Below are 19,590 nucleotides of genomic sequence, written 5' to 3' on the forward strand. Positions count from 1 at the left end.
CCGCCTACATCTGACGGACAGGTCTCGGACGCGACACCACAGCACAGCCGAAACCGATGCCGGCAATCCGCTGGGTCCTGAGGCACCTCGGCCGATGTGGCGCGCTGGCCCGTGCCGTGGCTGTGTCGAAGGAGGCGGAAGGTTCCATCCCCGCCGTCACGCTGGTCATGGGCCGAGCTGGGCTGTCAGGCGCCCACGCTGCCCACTCAACCCCGCCGCCGCTCACCCCCGCAACAGTGGTAGAGCCTGACGGTATCCGGGCGGCGGCGAGGACGAAGGCCGGCGGGAGCGGCGGCGGGCGGGACGATGGGTCGCTAGTGGATGGTCAGCTGGGAACGCAGGTGGCGGCTGGAAGCGCTGGAGACCTGCTCGGCCACCGCGTCGCGGATCAGGGTGCTTCGGTGGCGCACGTGGCCGTCGGCGTCCTCGGCCAGCAGGTGCGCGTGCATCAGGCGGTCGATGCAGGCCAGCACGTCGGTGACCGGGCGGCCGGTGAGCCGGGCCAGGTCGTCCACGGTCAGCTCGCCCAGCGCCGCGCACAACCGCAGCACCTCCCAGCTGGGCTCCGGCATCCACTCGGTCCGGGTCCGGGCGACCTGCATGGCCACCGCGGCGGTCACCGCGGGGCTCCGGTCGGCCACCGCGACCAGGGCGGCGACGCCGCCGGTGCGCTCGATCAGCTTGGGGTCGAGCGGCGCCAGGTCGAGTTCGGTGAGCGGGCTCAGCCGCAGCACCAGCGGACTGCCCAGGCCGGCGATCGGCCGCTCGCGGATCTGCGACGGGTAGCGGTAGGTGAGCACCACCCGCAGCCGCGCGCAGTGCCGGCCCAGCCAGGCCAGCTCGGCCACGCTCACCTCGTCCAGCCCGGCGGCGTCGTCGACCGCGATCAGCAGCGGCACCGGCCCGCACAGGGTGTCGGCGACCGCGGCCAGTTCCTCGCGGCGCAGCGCGCGCTGCTCGGCCATCGCCGCCTCGACGGTGGCCGGCACGACGCCGCGGACGCCGAGGTCGGCGAGGGCGCTGTGCAGCCAGGTGAGCCGGAGCGCGCCGGCCGAGGCCGGGCCGTGCCCGATGCCGACCCGTTCCGGCGCTCGCCGGCGCAGCTCGTCCAGCAGCGCGGTCTTGCCGGCGCCACTGGGCCCGACCAGGTGCACGACCGGGACCTGGTCGTTGCTGAGCAGCAGTTCGATCTCGGCGTTCCGGCCGAGGAAGCGCTGCCGGTTCTGTTCCGGTGCGGGGTTGGGGGCGCTCCGGGATTCTCCCGTCAGCGAAGGCGGCGAAGGCGGCGGCGAGGGCGTGGCCGACCGGCTGAGCAGCACGTTGCGCTGGAGCTCGGCGGTCCGGGCGGACGGCGCCACGCCCAGTTCGTCGTCCAGCGCCTTGCGGCAGCGCTCGTAGAGGCGCAGCGCGTCGTCGGGGCGGCCGAGGGCGGCGGCGGCGACCATGCCGATCTGGTAGGCGGACTCCAGGAACGGGTCGAGTTCGATGGCGGCCAGGGACAGGCGTAGCGCCCGGGCCGGGTCGCGGTCCATGATCCCGTCGGCGATCTCCAGGTGGGCGTTCTGCAGCGCGACGCGGACCTCGTTGCGGACCGGTTCGGCCCAGTCGGCGTACGGGTCGTCGGCGAACGGCAGCTCGTGGGCCAGGGCGGTGATCTCCTGCTGGAGCGGGAGGCGCTCGGGCGAGCCGGTGGGCACCAGGTCGAGCCCGCGGATCCGGTGGTGCAGGTCGGCCAGGTCGAGCCAGGCCCGGGACGTGTCGAAGAGGTAGCCGCCGGCCCGGGTGACGATGAAGTGGGTGGCCGCGGTGCCGTCCGGCTGGAGGCGGCGGCGGATCACCGAGACGTAGTGCTCGAGCGCGGCCACGTGGTTGCCGGGCAGGTCACGGCCCCAGACGGCGTCGGCCAGCGCATCCTTGGACTGGATCCGGTCGTAGCGGGCGGCGAGCACGCTGAGGACCTGACGGGCACGTCGGGGCAGCCCGGCGGCGGGCAGGCTCACGCCGTCGTCACCGGCCACGTCGAGCCGGCCGAGCACTCTCACCCGCATGGCGCCCCTCCTGACGAACCCGGTGCTCTGATCGGCAGGGCAGTGCCCGGGCTGAAGCCTTTCGCCCGGGTAACCGCTTCCCCATGTCTCCCGTTGATTTCCTCAGATGACGCGGATAGACGTGCGTTGATGATGAGGAAGCGCTTCCCCGTGACGCATACTCCCGGCACCCGTTTCCCCGCGGAGGTAGCCCATGCGTTCATCCCCCTTCCTCAGATCCCTGCTCGCGGCCACCCTGGTCGCGAGCGTCACCGTGATCGCCGCCGCCGCCCCGGCGACGGCGGCCACCCGCACGGTCCAGGCCGAGTCGTACGCCGCTCAGTCCGGTGTCGTCCTGGAGCAGACCGCCGATACCGGCGGCGGCCAGAACGCCTCCTATCTCGCCAACGGCGACTGGATGCGGTACGACAACGTCGACCTCGGCGCGGCCGGCAACCTGGTCATCCAGGCCCGGGTCGCGTCGGTGCCCGGCGGCGGCACGATCGAGCTGCGCACCGGCTCGGCCACCGGCCCGCTGCTCACCACGTTCTCGGTCACCGGCACCGGCGGCTGGCAGAACTGGGCCACCGCCAGCGCCACCGTGGCCAGCCATCCGACCGGGGCGCAGACCGTGTTCGCCCTGCTCCGCAACGGTGGCGGCGACTTCGTCAACATCAACTGGTTCTCGTTCGGCGACGGCCAGCCCGGCGGCGCCGGCTGGGTGGTGATGGACCAGGGGGTGTGGCAGCAGCAGCTGGCCCAGTTCGACGCCATCCCCAACCGCACCATCCCGGGCGGCGCGGTCCGCGTGCCCGAGTTCAACGCCACCTGCTCGTACAGCCACTCCCGGCCGGACGACCCGATCGTGTTCCCGAACATGCCGGGCGCCTCACACATGCACAGCTTCCTCGGCAACCCCTCGACCAACGCGGCCACCACCACGCAGACGCTCCTGCAGAACGCCGGCACCACCTGCCGGCCGGGTCAGGACCTGTCGGCGTACTGGATTCCCAGCCTGACCGACCGCGGCCGGGTGATCGAGCCCAACGACGTGGTCGTCTACTACGGCTCGCGGCTGCCCGACCCGACCCGGACGAAGCCGTTCCCGCAGGGCTTCCGGTACATCGCCGGGGACGCGCGGCTGCAGGTGCCGACGCCGGCCGGGTCGGTGAACGCGTTCTACTGCGCCGGGCCGGGTGGCGAGATCGGCCGGAGCACCGACGGCAACTGGCCGATCTGCGCGCCGACCGCCACGCTGATGTTCCAGCTGGTCTTCCCGGACTGCTGGGACGGCGTGCACCTGGACAGCCCGTCACACAAGGAGCACGTGGCCTACACCTACACCGGCACCTGCTCGGGACAGTTCCCGGTGGCCATCCCGTCGGTGTCGTTCCTGATCGCGTACCCGACGTCGGGCAGTGCTCAGGGTTTCACCCTGGCCTCGGGCATGGCGTCCTCGATGCACGGTGACTCGTGGATGGCCTGGGACAACGCGGCTCTGGGACAGCGGGTCAAGAACTGCGTCGTCCAGAACGCGAAGTGCAACAGCGCCGGCAACTACTGACCTGCCGGCAACGAAAGAGGAAAGGTCACTAGAAATGAGGGCGGCGGTCGCATAGCGTCGCAGATGTTCATCGACGTTCATCGTTGGGAGCTTCTGTGCATGTTCTGCTGACCGCCGCCCTTGTCCTCTCGCTCGCACCGGGTGCTCCGGCGGCGCCGGCGGCGCAGGAATGGACCGTGGCCCAGGACGCGATGACCGCGCGGCTCACCCTCGACGGCGGCCGGCTGAGTTTCGGCGTGGGCCCCTTGTCGCCGGCCCCGATCGGGATCCGGACGACCGCGGCCGACCTCAGCGGCGGCCTGACCTTCACCGGGCGCACCAGCCGCACGGTCCGTGAGCAGTACACGATGACCACCGGCAAGCAGCTCAAGCGGAACACCGCCCTGCGTGAGTCCACCTTCGACTTCACCGGCGCCGGTGGCGCGCGGCTCCAGGTGGTCGTGCGGGTCTCGGCCGAGGGCGCGGCCTATCGGTACGTCCTCCCGGACGGCGCCACCGTCACGGCCGAAGCAAGCTCCTGGGCGATCCCCCCGGAAGCGGCGGCCTGGCTGCTGCCGTACTCCCCGAACTACGAGGAGACCCGGATCCAGACCACGGCGGGCGCCGCGCCGGCCGGCGACTACGGCTTCCCGTCGCTGTTCCGGATCGGCGGCACCTACGCCATGCTCAGCGAGTCGGACGTGGACGGCCGTTACGACGGCGCCCGGCTGACCCACGCAAGCAGCTCTGCCTTCAGTCCGGCGTTGGGTGGTGGCGGGGCTGCGGACGGCGGGGCGTACACCATCAGGCTGGCCGACCCGGCGATCACCGCGACCGGCCCGCTGAGCACCCCGTGGCGCGTCGCCGTCGTCGGCGACCTGGCCACCGTGACCGCGAGCACGCTCACCGACGACCTGGCGCCGAAATCGAAGATCGACGACACCTCCTGGGTACGCCCGGGCGTCGTCGCGTGGTCCTGGCTGTCCGAGCACTCCAGCCCGGCCGACCCGGTGCGCCAGAAGCAGTACATCGACTTCGCCGCGCGCAACCGCTGGCCCTACGTGCTGATCGACGAGGGCTGGAACGCGTCCTGGGTGCCCGAGGTGGTCCGCTACGCCCGGGCCCGTGGCGTCGACGTGCTGCTGTGGTTCCACTGGAGCGCGTTCGACACCGAGCAGGAACGCGACACCATGCTCCCGCTGGTGAAGTCGTGGGGCGTGGCCGGCGTGAAGATCGACTTCATGGACTCGGACAGTCAGGCCCGGTTCCAGTGGTACGACCAGATCCTGCCCGCCACGGCCGCACAGAAGCTGATGGTGAACTTCCACGGCGCCACCATCCCGCGCGGCATCCAGCGCACCTGGCCGCATGTGATGACCCTCGAGGCGGTCCGCGGCGCCGAGCAGTTCCGCACCCGCGCGGCGACCAACACGATCTTCCCGTTCACCCGCAACGTCACCGGTGGCATGGACTACACGCCGGTCACCTGGGCGGTCACCGACCGGGACACGACCGATGCCCATGAGGTGGCGCTGGCCGTGGTCTACGAGTCGGGCTGGCAGCACCTGGCCGACAAGCCCGAGACGTACGAGGCCCATCCGGAGGCGTTGCGCACGCTCAGCCAGATCCCGACGGTGTGGGACGAGACGCGGCTGCTCGCCGGCGCCCCGGGCACCGAGGCGGTGGTGGCCCGGCGGGACGGGAAACGCTGGTGGATCGGCGGGATCACGGCGACGCCCGCGCACACCTGGACGACCGGCCTCGACTTCCTGGGCACCGGCCGCTGGCTGGCCGAGACGCTGCGGGACGGCGGCCACGGCCTGGTCCGGGAGAGCCGGATCGTGCGGAGGACCGACACGCTGGCGGTGCCGGTCGCCACCAACGGCGGCTTCGTGACCGCGCTCTGCCCGTACACCGGATCGGCGACCTGCGACCGGGCGATCGAGCCGGTGCCGGCGACGGTCCTGACCGTCGACCCGCCCTCGGCCGAGGTTCAGCCCGGCGACACGGTTCATGTGAAAGCGACGTTCACCCTTCCGGCCGGCGGCCCGATCACCGACGTACGACTCGCGCCCATCGACCACGCGCCCGTCACCCAGGCCCGTCTCCGCGGCGGCGAGTCTGTCGAGGGTGAATGGGACCTGACCGCGCCCACCGGCGTCACCGGTGACGTCGACCTGCCGATCGTGGCCACCTACACCTGGCATGGCGAGACCGTGCACGTCGAGCAGGCCGTCCGCCTGTTCATCCCGCCGCCCGCCCCGACCGGCGACACGTGGGTGAGCGACCTGGCGTTCCTCAACGAGTCGAATGGCTGGGGCCCGATCGAACGCGACCGCGCCAACGGCGAGAGCGCCCCGGGCGACGGTGGTCCGATCTCGCTCCGCGGCACCACCTATCCCAAGGGACTCGGCACTCACGCGCCGGCCGAGGTGGCGGTCTGGCTGGGTGGCGCCTGCACGTCGTTCGCCGCGACCGTCGGCGTGGACGACGAGGTGACCTCGCCCGGCTCGGTGAGCTTCGAGGTTCTCGGTGACGGCCGCCCGCTGGCGAGCACCGGCGTGCTGCGGGGCACCGACCCGGGCTTCCCGGTCACGGCCGACGTGACCGGCGTCCGGCAGCTGACCCTGCGGGTCACCGACGGCGGCGACAACAAGAACTACGACCACGCCGACTGGGCCGCCGCACGCCTTGCTTGCCGGTAAAACACCCGTCCAAATCCTCAGGACCCGGCCGGACAGGTCGATCTGACGCTTCGTGATCCCCCCGCCCGTTCCCGCGCTCAGCCCCGGCACCCGCCTGGTGCACGTGGCTCGCCAGCCCATCTTCGATGCGGCCGGTGATGTCGTGGCGTACGAGTTGCTCTTCCGCGGCCGGATGGACGCGATCGACGCCGGACGCCGGGACGCCTACGCCACCAGCCAGGTCATCCTGAACGCGTTCGCCGAGTTCGGGGTGGACGCGGTGGTCGGCGACCGCACCTGCTTCATCAACGTGACCCGTGAGTTCCTGATCGGCGAGCTCACCCTCCCGTTCGGCCCGGAGGGCGTAGTGCTCGAGGTGCTCGAGAGCATCACCGTGGACGACGAGGTGGTGGCCGGCGTGACCGCGCTCGCCGAGGCCGGCTACCGGATCGCGCTCGACGACTTCGAGCTCGGCACGGCGCACGAGCGGCTGCTCCCGCTGGCCTCGTACGTCAAACTCGATCTTCTGCAGTCCAAGCCCGGCGACCTCGCCGAGGTGGTCCGCCGCTGCCGGGCCTACCCGGGCATCGTGCTGGTCGCCGAGGGCCTGGAGACCGGCGAGCAGCTGGCGCTGACCAACCGGTACGGCATCGAGCTGCGCCAGGGCTACGTGCTCAGCCGCCCGCAGGTGCTCACCGCGACCGCGCTGACCCCGTCCCGGATGCACAGCCTGCAACTGCTCGGCGCGCTCAGCACCGTCGACGGCGACCTCGACCACGTGCTCGAGATCATCGCCGCCGACCCGGCCCTGACGCTGCGGCTGCTCCGTGCCACCAACTCGGCCGCCGTCGGCATCCCGGGCCGGGTGTCCTCGGTGCGGCAGGCGGTGGTCCTGGTGGGTCTGGCCCAGGTACGCCGGTGGGCGATGCTGATGGCCGTCGAGGAGGCGGCCGACGCCACCCCGGCCCAGATGGCCGACGCCCTGACCAGAGCCCGGCTCTGCGAGAACATCGCACCCTCGTTCACGGTGAGCCCGGACGCGGCGTTCATGGCCGGCCTGATCTCGGCCGTGGCCCAGTTGCTCGGCACCTCCCCGTCCGCGCTCGCCCACGAGCTGCCGCTGAGCCTCGAGATCGGCACCGCGCTGGCCCGCGGCGCCGGCCCGCTCGGCCAGGTGCTGCGGGTGGTCAGCGCGTACGAGCACGGCGACCTGACCGAGGCCGCCACCGCGTACCGCGGCGACGACCTGGTGGGCAGCGTGATGGCCGCGATGCGCTGGTCGACGATGACGCTGGGAGCGGCGCTGTGACCGCCCCGGCCCTGCTCCGCGACGAGCGCGCGACGCTGCTGGAGAGCGTCGCCGAGCTCGAGGCCCGGCCGGTGTCGGCCCTGCGGACGATCGTCGAACCGGCCACCGAGATCCGCCGCCGGGCCGAGGAGCTCGGCGAGTCCGAGATCGCCCAGCGTGCCCGGCTGCTCGTGATCAGCGTCGGGCTGCGCGAGGGCAAGATCGAGCAGAGTGGCCGCGAGGCGCACCAGGTGCTGGCCTGGGCGCAGCAGAACGGCCACGCGTACCTGACCGCCCGGGCGCATCAGGAACTCAGCATGTTCTACCGCCTGATCGGCGACCTGGAGTCCGCGCACACCCACGGCGTCGAGTGCGTCTCGAAGCTGCCCGACGACGTGCCGCCGCACATCATGGCCCGGCACGTGGTGCGGATGGCCATCGCGGTCGACGAGAACGGGCACCACGCCGAGGGCGACCGCCGGTTCCAGGAGGCGCTCGACCTGGCCACGGCGGCCGGCGACATCGAGCAGACCGTGCAGATCCTGAACAGCATGGCCTACACCGAGTACGAACGGGAGAACGAAGAGTCCGCGCTGGCCCTGGTGCAGCGCATGCGCGACATCGAGGCGAAGAGCGCGTTCTCGTTCAGCGCCGGCCAGATCGACACGATCGCCCGCATCGAGATGATGATCGGCGATCACGACGCCGCCATCGCCACCCTGAACGCGGTCCTCGACCCGTCGTCCTCGGTGGTCGGCAACGAGGGCGACGCGATCGCCATCTGCCTGCACTCGCTGGCGCTGGCCTACCGGCTGGCCGGCCGCTACGCCGAGGCCCAGGAGGCGCTCAACGGCGTCCTGACGCTGGCCGACGAGCGGAGCCTGCACCGGATCCGGGCCCTGGCCCGTGAGGAGCAGGCCGCCCTGTACGCCGCGACCGGCCAGTTCGAGAAGGCGTACGAGGAGCACCGCGAGTTCCACACCGAGATGAACGCGCTGTCCTCGCTGGCCCGGGAGGCCCGGGCCCACGCGCTGCAGGCGGTGTACGACGCCGAGGAGGCCCGCCGGGTCGGCGAGCACTTCCGCGAGATGGCCCACCGGGACGCGCTGACCGGCCTCTACAACCGCCGGTACGTCAACGAGCGGATGCCGGCGCTGCTCGGCGAGGTGGCCTTCGACGGCACTCCGTTGTCGCTGGCGCTGATCGACCTCGACCACTTCAAGCGGATCAACGACACGCTCTCGCACAGCACCGGCGACTCCGTGCTCCAGCACCTCGGCCAGTTGTTGATGGCCGAGGCGGCCGGCGGCGGGGAGATCGCGGCCCGGATGGGCGGCGAGGAGTTCGTGCTGATCTTCCCGGCGACCGAGGCGGACGAGGCGGAACGTCGCTGTGAGGCGCTGCGCCGGCGGATCGCCGATTACCCGTGGTCGACGATCACGGGCACGCTGCCGGTGACCGCGAGCATCGGCATCACCACCGTGTTCGACGGTCAGTTGCCGTCGTCAGCGATCCTGTCCCGCGCCGACCGCAACCTCTACGCCGCCAAGCACCAGGGCCGCAACCGCGTCGTCGCCGACTGACGGCACGACGCGGTCACGGCCGCGGTGGCACCGTTGATCAGGGCTTGATCGGCAGGGTCTCGCCGGCCAGGATCTTCTTGCCGCCGGCGACCTTGGCGTCGTAGGGGCTGGGCAGCTTCCACAGCTTGGCCAGCTGGGCGGCGTCGTCGTAGTCGTAGCCCTCCTTGAAGAAGGCGTCGACCTGCTTGTCCTTGACCGGCTGGTCGGCCGGCACGACGTAGCCCGGCTTGACCGGGAGCTTCTCGCCGTCGAGCAGCTTCTGCCCGGCGATCGCCTTGACCTGGATGAGCTCCTTGTCCTGCATCTTCCAGAGCTTCTGGAGCTTCTTGCCCTCGCCCAGGTCGTAGCCGGAGGCGAAGTACTTGTCGAGCGCCTTCTCCTCCTGGTCGGAGACGCCCGGGCCGGCGTTCGGCCGCGACGCGTCCTCCGTGGCGCCCGGCTTCGCGGCCGGGCTAGGGCCGGCGGCCGGGGCGCCGGCCTGCACGACGGCGACCCCGCCGGAACTGGCCGCGGCCGCGTCGTCGGCGCGGAGCAGGCCGGGGATCGAGAATGCGCCGGTGATGACCGCGGCGCCGAGCACGGCGCCTCCCGCGGCCTGGATCAGGCGGCGGCGACGGGTCTTGGCGTGCTCGGCCGACTCCAGGGCCTCGCCGAGCTCGTGGGAGTCATGATTCTCGTTGGTCACGTCTCTTGAAATGCACCAGCGCCCGGTTCTGTGCACTCAGGGCTCGAGAATTCCGTCGGCGATCTTCCCGGCGAGGGCGAAAGCCGACGTCGCCGCCGGTGACGGGGCATTCCGCAGGTGGGTGACGACACCAATCCGGTCGATCATGAAGTCGTCGACCAGCGCGCCGTCGCGGCCCAGCAGCTGCGCCCGCACCCCGGCGTGAACCGTGCCGTCGAGGTCGCCGACGGACAGCGACGGCACGTACCGGGCCGCCTCGCGGACGAACGCCCGCTTGTCCACGGCCATCCTCATCTCGTGCAGGCCGGTCCGCCAGAACCGCCGGGCCAGCCGCCAGGTGCCGGGCCAGGTCGCGGTCAGCCAGACGTCCCGGGGGCGCCAGCGGGCCAGGGTGTACGCGTCACGGGCCGGCGCCAGCAGCGCGGTCGGGCCCAGCATCGTGTGGCCGTCCACGTGCGGTGTCACGTGCACGCCGAGGAACGGCAGCCGCGGGTCGGGCACCGGATAGATCATGTGCCGGGTGAACGGTTCCCGCAGCCGCAGGTAGGCGCCCCGGAACGGGATGACCCGGGTTCCACCGGCCGCGCCCAGCCGGTCGGACCAGAGGCCGGCGCAGACCACCACCCGGCGGGCGCGGAGGGAGCCGCCGCGATGGTCGACGACCCCGTCCGGGCCGACCCGGGTCACGTCGACGCCGAGGCGCACGTCGGGCAGGGACGCCGCGATCGACCGGGCCACGGCGGCGAAGTCGGCGATCCCGGTGTCCGGCGCGTGCAGGGCGGCCACGCCGCGTACAGCCGGTTCGAGCTCGGTGAGCTCCGCCGCCCCGATCCGCCGGAGCGAGGGCACCCGGTTGGCCACGCCTCGATCGAAGAGGGCGGCCAGGCGCGGGATCTCGTCGGCCGAGGTGGCCACGATCAGCTTGCCGCAGCGGACGTGCGGGATGTCGTGCTCGGCGCAGTACTCGTACATCATCCGGGCGCCGCGCACGCACAGCCGCGCCTTCAGCGACCCCGGCGGGTAGTAGATCCCGCCGTGGATCACGCCGGAGTTGTGGCCGGTCTGGTGGGCGGCCACCCGGTCGGCCCGGTCGAGCACGACGATGGTGTCGGCCGGCCGCCGGCGCTGAACCTCGCGCGCGACGGCCAGCCCGACGATGCCGGCGCCGACCACCACAAGATCGGCGTCCATACCGGCGAACCTACCCCGCGGTCCAGTACAGGGCCCGGGCGAACGGGGCGTACAGGCCCTTGGGGTGGGCCCGGAACAGCGGCTCGGTGCCGAACAGGACGGCCCGGCCGCCCCGCGCGGTCGGCCCGCTGATCACCGCCGCCCGCCCGGCCGCCTCGGTCGAGGACGGCAGCCAGTGGCCGGCCACGAGCGGGGTCGAGGCGTACCGCTGCTCGACGGTGAACCCGGTGCCGGTGAACCACAGCGGCGAGTAGACGAACGAGTGCGGCGGCGAGCCGGCGCCCACCACGGGCCCGGTGTTGTCCACCGCGACCACCCCGTTGGCGTCGCTCCGGGCGGCCACCGCGGTCGCCGGGAGCAGCCCGGCCGCGGCGTTGAACGCGGCGCCGGTCGAGCCGCGGGTGACCACGCCGCCGCGGGCCAGCAACTCGTCGACCTCGGCCCGGCCGGTCGCGTTGAGCCCGGCGTAGGACAGCCCGGACGAGACGACCAGGGTGTCCACGTCGGACAGATCGGCGCCGGCGTTGAGCCGCGCCGTGGAGACCACGCGCGGCTGGAATCCCATGTCCCGCAGCACGAACAACTCGTCGGCCGAGACCGCGGCCGCGATCGTGGGCCTGGTCAGCGGGGTGCCGGTCGCGGACCGGGGCGCGGCGGTGAACCGTACCCCGAAGCGGTCGGCCACCAACGAGGCCGCGTCGCGCGCCGCGGCCGGTACCAGCACGGTGGCCGCGGTGGTCTGCCGCACCGCCACCCCGAGATCGAGCAACGTGTTGAGCGCCCGCACGTCGCTGCCGTCCCGGAGGGTCAGCAGGAGGTCCCTACCTCCCGACGGCACGTGACCGGCGGGACCGGCGGCGACCACCGGACGGGTGGACACGCGCGGGGCGGCTGCGCGGCTGATGTCGACCGGCGCGCCCCAGAGCAGGCGGTGGCTCCAGCCCGAGATGTCGTACATCTGCGGCACCAGCTGGGAGATGTCGCGACCGGCCTCGAGCAGCACGTTGGCCAGGCCACGCTTCGGCTGGCGCATGTCGACGAGGTAGGTGCCGCGCGGGTAGGAGCGGCCGGTGAGCGTGAAGGCGTGCGTCGCCCGGGTCACCCGCACGTCGTTGGCGATCAGGTGGTCGACCAGCCGGGCCGCGGCCGGGCCGCTGTCCGGGATCACGTACGCGCGCGGGAAGGTCGTCGAGTAGCGGTCCTCCGGGCCGAAGCCCTCGACAAAACCGTCCGGGATCTCCGGCGACGGCTCGCCCGCCCAGCCCCGCCGGAACTGCTCGATCTGGCCCTCCAGCAGAGATCGTCGGTGCACATCGGCGTACGAGATCGCCGCGGTGATGGTCGCCGAGGCCACGTCGGTGTTGACCGCCGAGCGGCGGCGCAGCTCCTCGACCGGCAGCGAGTCGTAGACGCCCCGGTTGACCTGTAGCGGAATCTCCACGGTGTGGCCGACCGCGCCCTGGTAGATCCCGTACATCGGGGTGAAGATCGGCGGCCAGTCGTCCCAGTCGCCGGGCGCGTAGTCACGGAACGGGATGTCCGCCCGCGCGGTCTCCGGGTGGCCGAGCCGCTGGATCGCCGCCTCCATGCCGAGCGCGTTCGGCAGCGCGTGCTTGATGTACAGGTCGTACTCGTAGTTCTGGCCGTGCGGCGGCGTGGCCGGTTCGATCAGCGTGGTGCCGGTGTAGCCGTGCTCGTCCAGCATCACGAACGGCTGCGTCCCGATCACCACGTCGCGCACCGCCCGGGACTCGGGCTGCGACCCGGTCGCGTGGTCGCGGTTGATGTCGAAACCGGCGCCGTTGACCCGGGTCCCGGCGATGCGACCGTCCGGGTTGTTGGTCACGGTCACATACACGCGGGTACGCGCGAGCAGCGCCGCCGTGGCCGGGTCGGTCGCGCCGGCCAGCCGCTCGATCACCCGCAGCGCCCCGTCGGTGCCCTCCCACTCGTCACCGTGGATGTTCGCGTTGATCCAGACCGGGGTCTTGTAACCCAGCTTCAGCGCCGCGTCCCGGTTCGCCTGACGCGGATCGTCCTCGATCAGCGCCCGCCACCGGTCCTGCTTCCGGGCCTGGGCGGCCGTCTCGGGCGCGGTCACGGTGACCAGGTAGAGGTCGCGGCCCAGGGCGGAGTGCCCGATCACCTCGGCCGACACCCGGTTCGAGGCCTGCTGCAACGCGTTCAGCTTCGGCGCGATCCCGTGGTACGGCACGAGCCCGAGCTTGATCGACTTGTCGGCGGGGTTCTCCGGGTAGACGCGCAGCACGTTCTGGCGGGGGTAACCCGTCGTACCCGTAGCGATCTTGAACGTGGACGCGGATTGCCCGATCGGCGGAATCTCCGCGGCGACCGAGTTGCGCTCCGGCCCGTTGCCGAAGTCGCGAGTGGAGGGACTGTCGTCCGGTGCGGCCGGCGCGGGGTTACCGAGCAGGCCCGTCATCAGCAGTGCGGCAGCGAAGCCGGTGAAGGTGCGCTTGAGATCCACGAGGTGACCCTACGCAATCACCATCATGAATTTAAGTGGTTGTCGCCGCTCGCAGCCTCATCGGCGGACCCCGGAGGTTCTTGAGCCGCACGGCACCCTAATGGGATGCTCGGTGCCATGTGCACCGAGAAGCGTTCGCAGCTCACGCGCCGTGCCGCCGTGATCGGGGCGGCCGCGGCCGTGACCACCGCCGCGCTCGGCGCCTCCGCCGGCCCCGCGTCCGCCTCCACCGGTCACCCGGTGCTCGGCCGTCACCTCCAGGACCTCACGCACCCGTACACCACCTCCTTCCCCGCGTTCGAGCCGGACGAGGCGCCGCGGCGGGAGACGTACGCGACGATCGAGGACGACGGCTACTACATGCAGGAGTGGCGGATCATCGAGCACACCGGCACGCACGTCGACGCGCCCGGGCACTTCATTCCCGGCGGGCGCCTCTCGACCGAGCTGCGCCTGGCCGAGCTGATCACCCCCGCGGTCGTGGTGGACATCGCGGCCCGTGCGGCGCGTGAGCCCGACACGATGGTCACCGTCGACGACCTTCAGCGGTACGAGCGGCGCCACGGCCGCATCCCCGACGGCGCGGCGGTGCTGATGTACTCCGGCTGGGCCGCCAAGGCCGGCGACGCCTCGGCGTACCGCTCGCACTTCCCCGGCTTCTCGGTGGAGGCGTGCGAGTGGCTGCTGCGCCGGCGCCGGATCCGGTCGCTGGGCGTGGACACGCTGAGCATCGATCCGGCGCCGTCGGAGACGTTCGACGTACACCTCGCGCTCCTCGGCGCCGACCGCTACGGCCTGGAGAACCTCGCCCACCTCGACCGCATGCCGCCGGCCGGCGCGACCATCGTGGTCGGCCTGATCCCCTACGAGCAGGGCTCCGGCGGCCAGGCCCGCATCTTCGCGACCTGGTGAGCCCTTCTACGCGGTGACACTCAGGAGGAACTCGGCCGCCGGCAGGGCGAAGACGGCCACCACGCCGGCCATGCGCGGGATCGTCGGCGTGCGCGCGAGAATCGCGTAGGCCACCACCACGACCGGCGCCATCCCCCACTGGAACGCCACCGGGTGGTAGCTCAGCCACAGCGCGGTGGCCACCACCCACATCACCAGCCCCGCCCGATAGCACCGCTCCGCGCCCCACCGCACCGCCGACGTGATCAGCCCCGCCGCGCGATCGGCGCCCTCGTCGAGCACCGTGGTCGGCAGATAGAGCGCCGCCGCGAGCAACAACCCCAAGATCACCCAGATCATCGGGTACGCCGTGACGGGCCGATGCAGCGCCCATCCCGCGGCCGGCGCCAGCACCCCGACGACCAGCGCGTTCACGGCCACGTCGAAGCCCGGCCGCGCCTTGAGCCGCAGCGGCGGCGCGCTGTAGGCCCACCCCAGCCCGAGCACCACGACCGCACCGGCCAGGAAGACCGGCCCCAGTGCCGCCGCCACGACCAGCGTGGCGGCGGCACTCCCCCGGTGCCAGCGCCGCAGCAGGTCCGGGCTGAGCTGCCCGGTGACCAGCGGCGCTGTGGCCTTGCGCGGATTGACCCGGTCGCTGGGCAGGTCGTACAGGTCGTTCTGGGCCAGCACGGTCGTCCACACCAGCGGACCCAGCAGCACGGCCAGCAGCACGGCCCGGCCCGGCGGCAGGAGCTGCCCACCGGCCAGCACCGACCCGAGAAAGGCCCCGCCCCAGCCCAGCGGCCAGAACCACGGCCGGGCCAGCCGGATCATCGCTGCCGTCCGGATTCTCGCTGCCGTCCGAGCCAGTGCCACCATGCCCTGAACGCTAGGAATTTCCGGCGGCCGCGTGATCCCGCGCGAGCGCGAACCGCCTCCCCCTGGCGAGGGAGCCCGCTACGTGGCCGACCAGCGGATCACGGTGCGCGTACGCAGAGCGACCTTGCCGTTGATCTTGACCCGGTACTTCTCGGTCACCGTGCGCCGCGTCTGCCACTGCTTCGACTCCGCCTTCCGGCCGCCGCGCTCGACCGTGACCGGGCGCAGGTACCACCAGCGCCCTTCGGTGCCGGCCGGGCCGAACAGGCGGATGTACTTCGTTGTCGCCCGGAACGGGTCATCCGTCATCGGCCACGGCGCGCCGCCGACGTTCAGCAGCGGCTGCAGCGCGCGGTACCAGGTCCAGGCCATCTTCTGGTAGCCGAACTCGTTCGGGTGCAGCCGGTCCAGCAGGTCGGTCCCGTCGACGCCGGTCTGGTCGACCAGGCCCACCCGCTCCCCCTTGCTCGCGACCACGGCCGGGATCCGCGCGTTGTAGGCGTCGATCTGCTTCGAGTACATCCGGCGGGCGGTCTCGTCGTTCGACCCGACGACCTTCGCCACCAGCACCCGCACGTCCGGCGACGCGGCCAGCAGCTGGCCGATGAGCAGGCTCAGCCGATCCGCCGCGCCGACCGCCTCCGCGGCGCTGCGCATGTCATTCGTCCCGATGTGCAGCAGCACGATGTCGGGCCGATAGGTCGCCATCCACCCGTCGGCCTCCGCGGCGATCTGCCGGATCCGCCAGCCCGAGTGCCCTTCGTTGTCCCGGTCGACGCCGGCCTCGGCGCCGGACGACTGCGACCCCACGAAGTCGACGTCCACGCCGGCGGCACGGAGCCGCTGCTGCAGTGCGACGCGGTACGACCCCATCCGCACCGACCCGATCCCGTACGTGATCGAGTCACCGAGCGGCATGATCCGCACCGGCCCCGAGCCGTCCTCCGCCACCGGCTGCGTCTCCAGGCCGCTCTCCGCCGCCGGCACCGTCTCCGGGCCGGCCTCCGCCACGGTCGCCGCGACCGCCGGCGTCGCACCGGGCAGGGCCACGGCACACGCGCCGGCGCCGCCGACCACGGACAGAGCGACGACGGACGCCAGGGCCAGACGCAACGTGTTCATGCCCTTCGTTATCGAACGCGAGCGGGAGCGGATTGAGCACACTCCCGGTGCGGTTCAGGAGCCCCGCGGCCTACAGCCCCTCGACGATCAGCGTGATCTTCCCGTCGTCCTCGAGCCAGAAGTCCTGGACCATGCCGGTCATCAGGACGTCGCCGCCCAGACTCCACCGGACCGGCGAGGCGAGCACCTGCTCCCTCGAATAGGCGTCCAGGGCTCCGGGCTTGAGGTGCAGGTCGAAGCGGACCGGCTCGTCGGACACTGCGGCTCCTGACGTCGAGGATCGAGGGAAGCCCGGACCGTACGTGAGCTTTGCCCCGCTTCCGTCGCACCGGCTGTGCGGGCGCTGGTGGCTCGGCGAAGTGTCGTACCGTCGTGGCATGCTGGCGCCCGTGATCGTGGAGTTCGAGTCCGAGCTGTGGGTCTGGGCGGCCCGGCGCGACGACAGCTGGACCTTCGTGAGCCTGCCCGTGGACGAGTCCGAGGAACTCCGCGAGCTGGTCGGCGGCCTGGCCCGCGGCTTCGGCTCGGTGCGGGTCCGCGCGGCCATCGGCGGCAGCAACTGGCGTACGTCGATCTTCCCCGACGCCGCCCGCCGGTGCTACGTGCTGCCGGTGAAGAAGGCGATCCGCCGGGCCGAGAAGCTCAACCCCGGCGACACCACCCTGATCACCGTCGAGACCGTCGATGTTTGACCACCTGGTGGCCGAGATCGGCGCCGACCCCCAGGTCGTGGGCATCGTCCTGACCGGCTCCCACGCCCGGGGCACCGCCACCGACCGATCAGACATCGACCTGTGCGTCGTCACCCACGCCCCCCGTGAGCGCCGCCGCGAAAAGGTGATCGACGAGTTCTCCCGCACCCCCCGGCAGTTGGCCGACACCAGCGACACCTACCAGCGCTACACCTTCCGCGGCGCGCGTGTCCTCCTCGACCGAGGCGGCGTCCAGCCCTTGGTCGACCAGCAGGCCACGCCCACCCCCGCCGAGGCGCGAACCTGGGCCCGCGACAACCTCGACGGTTACGTCAACTTCCTCTACCGCGCCGCGAAGTCCCAACGCGACGGCCACCCCACCGCGGCCGCCCTCGACCTGGCGGAAAGCATCCCGTGGCTGCTGACCACGGTCTTCGCGCTGCACGGCCGGCTGCGGCCGTACAACAAGTATCTGTCCTGGGAGCTAGAGAAGTTCCCGCTCGGCGACCCATGGAACGCCCTGCCCGAACGAGCTTCAACCCACCCGGCGTCCCTCTTCCCCGACGTGGAACGCCTGGCCCGAACGCAAGGCCACGCCGACCTACTCGACTCCTGGGGCGACGACCTGTCCTTGATTCACCGCTCCTTCGACCCCAGCCGCCGCACCACCCGCTGAACCCCCAACGCGACCACCCCGAGCACAAGACCCAGCAACGCGTTGAACACCGGAATAGCCACGTATCCCGGCAACGGAATAGCTTCGGCCGAGGCAAGAACCGGCTGCAGAGACAGGTTCAAGAGAATCGCGAACACTCCATAAGCAAACCCGGCCACGCCCAGCGTAAGAACCGGATTCCCCACCCGCGCCACCACAACAGCCACCACCTGAACCACACAGATGACCACGGTGACCACAATCGGCCCGACCGGCTTCCCCAATACCCCACCGTCAAAGGCGCCGACAACACTGAGCACCGGCCGAACCAACCCGAACAACCCCAACACCACTGCAAGCCGAAAATTCATACCGCCGACGCTAGAAACCCCGGCGCCCCCACGAATCCGCTCAGTGTCGACGATCCAGCCGGGGTTTCCCCTGAGTTCCGACCCGCATGCCTGCGGCGCAAGCCCAGTCCTGACGTTCGAAAGCCCAGCTCAACGACCATGAGCTGGGCCACCATCAGGAGGGCGACGGACGAGTCGGCCTGTACGCCGGATTCTGTGACCGGTGCCGGAGCACCGCGGCGGTCATCCATCTCGGCCTGCCGTTGCCGACAGGCTCTTGCGGCCTACCCGCAGGCTCGGGCGAGCAGCCCTCGAACGCCTGCGCCGGCCACCCCCGGCCCGTGGGCCGTGAGCAGCCTTGCTTGGCCTTGCTCCGGGTGGGGTTTACCGAGCCATCCCGGTCGCCCGGGATGCTGGTGAGCTCTTACCTCACCGTTTCACCCTTACCGGCGGGGGCGAACCCCCGTCGGCGGTTTGCTTTCTGTGGCACTTTCCCGCGGGTCGCCCCGGGTTGCCGTTAACAACCACCCTGCTCTGCGGAGTCCGGACGTTCCTCGGCGGCATCCGTCAAGGATGCCGACGCGACCGCCCAGCCGACTCGTCCGTCGCGACGCCCAGTCTACGGTGCCCGTAGATTCAACCTTGCCATGGACCTTGGACACGTACTTCTGCTGCTCCTCGCCGGCCTGCTCGCCGGCGGGGTGAACGCGCTCGCCGGCGGCGGGTCGCTGATCACTTTCCCGAGTCTGATCGTGACGGGTCTGCCGACGGTCGAGGCGAACGTCACGAACTCCGTCTCGGTGTTCCCGGGCTACGTCTCGAGCGTGTTCGGGAGCCGGCACGATCTGGCCGGGCAACGCCGGCGCATCCCGGCGGTGCTGCCGGCGTGTGTCGTGGGTTCCGCCGCCGGTTGTGCGTTGTTGCTGCTCACACCCGCTCGGGCGTTCGAGTTGATCGTTCCGTTCCTGGTGCTGGGGGCGGCCGCGACGCTGTTCTTCCAGGATCGGCTGCGTGGCCTGGTCGGGCATCCGCGTGCGCTGAGCCCGCGCCGCCGGGCGATCACCCTGCAGGTGGTCGTCCTCATCGGCGCCGTCTACGGCGGTTATTTCGGGGCCGCGCTGGGCGTCATGTATGTCGCGGCGCTCGCCCTGGTCCTCGACGAGACGCTCAATCGCATCAATGCCCTGAAGAATGTCCTGTCCGCCACCGTGGGCGCCGTCACCGTTGTCGTGTTCGCGATCTTCGGCCCGGTCAATTGGCTGGCCGTGCTGATTCTCGCTCCGGCGACAATCGTCGGCGGGTACGCCGGAGCACGCCTCGCCCGCCGCCTCCCGGCCCGGGTTCTGAAGGCGCTGATCGTCACCTTCGGCACGACAATCGGCCTGATCCTGCTGGTGCGGGCCTTCGCCTGATCCAAAAAGCCTGATCCAAAAAAAGGGGGTGCGGGCCTTCGCCTGACCCGAAAAAAGGCCACCGCCTGACCCGAACGAGGGTCACCCGGTTGGCGGG

16 protein-coding genes and 1 other RNA gene are annotated in these 19,590 nt (G+C 71.6%); 8 read left to right on the forward strand and 9 right to left on the reverse strand.

What is annotated here, in order from left to right; genetic code table 11:
• Positions 1 to 314: 314 nt before the first annotated feature.
• Complete coding sequence (locus AB0M54_RS15015; RefSeq protein WP_364321170.1) at positions 315 to 2,048, reverse strand: BTAD domain-containing putative transcriptional regulator; 1,734 nt, start codon at positions 2,046 to 2,048, stop codon at positions 315 to 317.
• Positions 2,049 to 2,241: 193 nt separating this feature from the next.
• On the opposite strand from AB0M54_RS15015, the gene AB0M54_RS15020 reads away from it, so the two are divergent.
• The 4 genes from AB0M54_RS15020 (at position 2,242) to AB0M54_RS15035 (ending at position 9,125) form a co-directional block, all read left to right on the forward strand.
• Positions 2,242 to 3,591 (forward strand): DUF1996 domain-containing protein, encoded by a 1,350-nt coding sequence (locus tag AB0M54_RS15020; RefSeq protein WP_364471505.1) that lies wholly within the window; start codon positions 2,242 to 2,244, stop codon positions 3,589 to 3,591.
• A gap of 95 nt (positions 3,592 to 3,686) precedes the next feature.
• Positions 3,687 to 6,275, forward strand: coding sequence for a glycoside hydrolase family 97 catalytic domain-containing protein (locus tag AB0M54_RS15025; protein ID WP_364471508.1), 2,589 nt, complete (start codon positions 3,687 to 3,689; stop codon positions 6,273 to 6,275).
• A gap of 52 nt (positions 6,276 to 6,327) precedes the next feature.
• A complete protein-coding gene (locus AB0M54_RS15030; RefSeq protein WP_364471511.1) occupies positions 6,328 to 7,563 on the forward strand; it encodes an HDOD domain-containing protein in 1,236 nt (411 codons plus the stop codon).
• The gene (locus AB0M54_RS15035; protein WP_364321158.1) at positions 7,560 to 9,125 is read left to right on the forward strand and encodes a tetratricopeptide repeat-containing diguanylate cyclase; all 1,566 of its coding nucleotides are present in this window, start codon (positions 7,560 to 7,562) and stop codon (positions 9,123 to 9,125) included. Before AB0M54_RS15030 ends, AB0M54_RS15035 begins: the two co-directional genes overlap by 4 nt.
• Before the next feature lie 37 nt (positions 9,126 to 9,162).
• Here AB0M54_RS15035 and AB0M54_RS15040 read toward each other — a convergent pair whose 3' ends face one another.
• Genes AB0M54_RS15040 through AB0M54_RS15050 form a run of 3 tightly spaced genes read right to left on the reverse strand, consistent with a single transcriptional unit; the run spans position 9,163 to position 13,489 of the window.
• The gene (locus AB0M54_RS15040) at positions 9,163 to 9,810 is read right to left on the reverse strand and encodes a hypothetical protein (protein ID WP_364471514.1); all 648 of its coding nucleotides are present in this window, start codon (positions 9,808 to 9,810) and stop codon (positions 9,163 to 9,165) included.
• Positions 9,811 to 9,846: 36 nt separating this feature from the next.
• A complete protein-coding gene (lhgO, locus tag AB0M54_RS15045) occupies positions 9,847 to 11,001 on the reverse strand; it encodes an L-2-hydroxyglutarate oxidase (protein WP_364321152.1) in 1,155 nt (384 codons plus the stop codon).
• 10 nt (positions 11,002 to 11,011) lie between these two features.
• Positions 11,012 to 13,489 (reverse strand): M14 family zinc carboxypeptidase, encoded by a 2,478-nt coding sequence (locus tag AB0M54_RS15050; RefSeq protein ID WP_364471516.1) that lies wholly within the window; start codon positions 13,487 to 13,489, stop codon positions 11,012 to 11,014.
• 105 nt (positions 13,490 to 13,594) lie between these two features.
• Here AB0M54_RS15050 and AB0M54_RS15055 point away from each other — a divergent pair, with 105 nt between their 5' ends.
• Positions 13,595 to 14,401, forward strand: coding sequence for a cyclase family protein (locus AB0M54_RS15055; RefSeq protein ID WP_364471519.1), 807 nt, complete (start codon positions 13,595 to 13,597; stop codon positions 14,399 to 14,401).
• 6 nt (positions 14,402 to 14,407) lie between these two features.
• Here AB0M54_RS15055 and AB0M54_RS15060 read toward each other — a convergent pair whose 3' ends face one another.
• From AB0M54_RS15060 to AB0M54_RS15070, 3 genes are all read right to left on the reverse strand, one after another.
• On the reverse strand, positions 14,408 to 15,262 hold the full coding sequence (locus tag AB0M54_RS15060) for a UbiA family prenyltransferase (RefSeq protein ID WP_364321143.1): 855 nt from the start codon (positions 15,260 to 15,262) through the stop codon (positions 14,408 to 14,410).
• A gap of 78 nt (positions 15,263 to 15,340) precedes the next feature.
• Positions 15,341 to 16,384 carry an SGNH/GDSL hydrolase family protein gene (locus tag AB0M54_RS15065; RefSeq protein ID WP_364471522.1) on the reverse strand — a complete coding sequence of 348 codons (1,044 nt, stop codon included), beginning with the start codon at positions 16,382 to 16,384 and terminating at the stop codon, positions 15,341 to 15,343.
• Positions 16,385 to 16,454: 70 nt separating this feature from the next.
• The gene (locus AB0M54_RS15070) at positions 16,455 to 16,643 is read right to left on the reverse strand and encodes a hypothetical protein (RefSeq protein WP_364321137.1); all 189 of its coding nucleotides are present in this window, start codon (positions 16,641 to 16,643) and stop codon (positions 16,455 to 16,457) included.
• A 130-nt stretch (positions 16,644 to 16,773) separates the two neighbouring features.
• Here AB0M54_RS15070 and AB0M54_RS15075 point away from each other — a divergent pair, with 130 nt between their 5' ends.
• Complete coding sequence (locus AB0M54_RS15075) at positions 16,774 to 17,076, forward strand: DUF1905 domain-containing protein (RefSeq protein ID WP_364321313.1); 303 nt, start codon at positions 16,774 to 16,776, stop codon at positions 17,074 to 17,076.
• A complete protein-coding gene (locus AB0M54_RS15080; RefSeq protein WP_364471524.1) occupies positions 17,069 to 17,752 on the forward strand; it encodes a nucleotidyltransferase domain-containing protein in 684 nt (227 codons plus the stop codon). Before AB0M54_RS15075 ends, AB0M54_RS15080 begins: the two co-directional genes overlap by 8 nt.
• On the opposite strand, the gene AB0M54_RS15085 is transcribed toward AB0M54_RS15080, so the two are convergent.
• Entirely contained in the window at positions 17,713 to 18,102 is a 390-nt protein-coding gene (locus AB0M54_RS15085) for a hypothetical protein (protein ID WP_364471527.1), read from the reverse strand. The two genes, AB0M54_RS15080 and AB0M54_RS15085, sit on opposite strands and share 40 nt — an antisense overlap.
• A gap of 166 nt (positions 18,103 to 18,268) precedes the next feature.
• Positions 18,269 to 18,682: RNase P RNA component class A (rnpB, locus tag AB0M54_RS15090), an RNA gene on the reverse strand.
• Between the two features lie 46 nt (positions 18,683 to 18,728).
• On the opposite strand from rnpB, the gene AB0M54_RS15095 reads away from it, so the two are divergent.
• Positions 18,729 to 19,493, forward strand: coding sequence for a sulfite exporter TauE/SafE family protein (locus AB0M54_RS15095; protein ID WP_364321125.1), 765 nt, complete (start codon positions 18,729 to 18,731; stop codon positions 19,491 to 19,493).
• The last annotated feature ends 97 nt before the right edge of the window (positions 19,494 to 19,590 follow it).

Source organism: Actinoplanes sp. NPDC051470 (assembly GCF_040682035.1).
Lineage (GTDB): Bacteria > Actinomycetota > Actinomycetes > Mycobacteriales > Micromonosporaceae > Actinoplanes.

Bases quoted from the DNA above. Each gene is read 5' to 3' on its own strand.
- AB0M54_RS15055 (WP_364471519.1), top strand. From the start codon at position 13,595: ATGCTCGGTGCCATGTGCACCGAGAAGCGTTCGCAGCTCACGCGCCGT.
- AB0M54_RS15065 (WP_364471522.1), bottom strand. From the start codon at position 16,384: ATGAACACGTTGCGTCTGGCCCTGGCGTCCGTCGTCGCTCTGTCCGTG.
- AB0M54_RS15020 (WP_364471505.1), top strand. From the start codon at position 2,242: ATGCGTTCATCCCCCTTCCTCAGATCCCTGCTCGCGGCCACCCTGGTC.
- AB0M54_RS15015 (WP_364321170.1), bottom strand. From the start codon at position 2,048: ATGCGGGTGAGAGTGCTCGGCCGGCTCGACGTGGCCGGTGACGACGGC.
- AB0M54_RS15060 (WP_364321143.1), bottom strand. From the start codon at position 15,262: ATGGTGGCACTGGCTCGGACGGCAGCGAGAATCCGGACGGCAGCGATG.
- AB0M54_RS15085 (WP_364471527.1), bottom strand. From the start codon at position 18,102: ATGAATTTTCGGCTTGCAGTGGTGTTGGGGTTGTTCGGGTTGGTTCGG.
- lhgO (WP_364321152.1), bottom strand. From the start codon at position 11,001: ATGGACGCCGATCTTGTGGTGGTCGGCGCCGGCATCGTCGGGCTGGCC.
- AB0M54_RS15095 (WP_364321125.1), top strand. From the start codon at position 18,729: ATGGACCTTGGACACGTACTTCTGCTGCTCCTCGCCGGCCTGCTCGCC.
- AB0M54_RS15080 (WP_364471524.1), top strand. From the start codon at position 17,069: ATGTTTGACCACCTGGTGGCCGAGATCGGCGCCGACCCCCAGGTCGTG.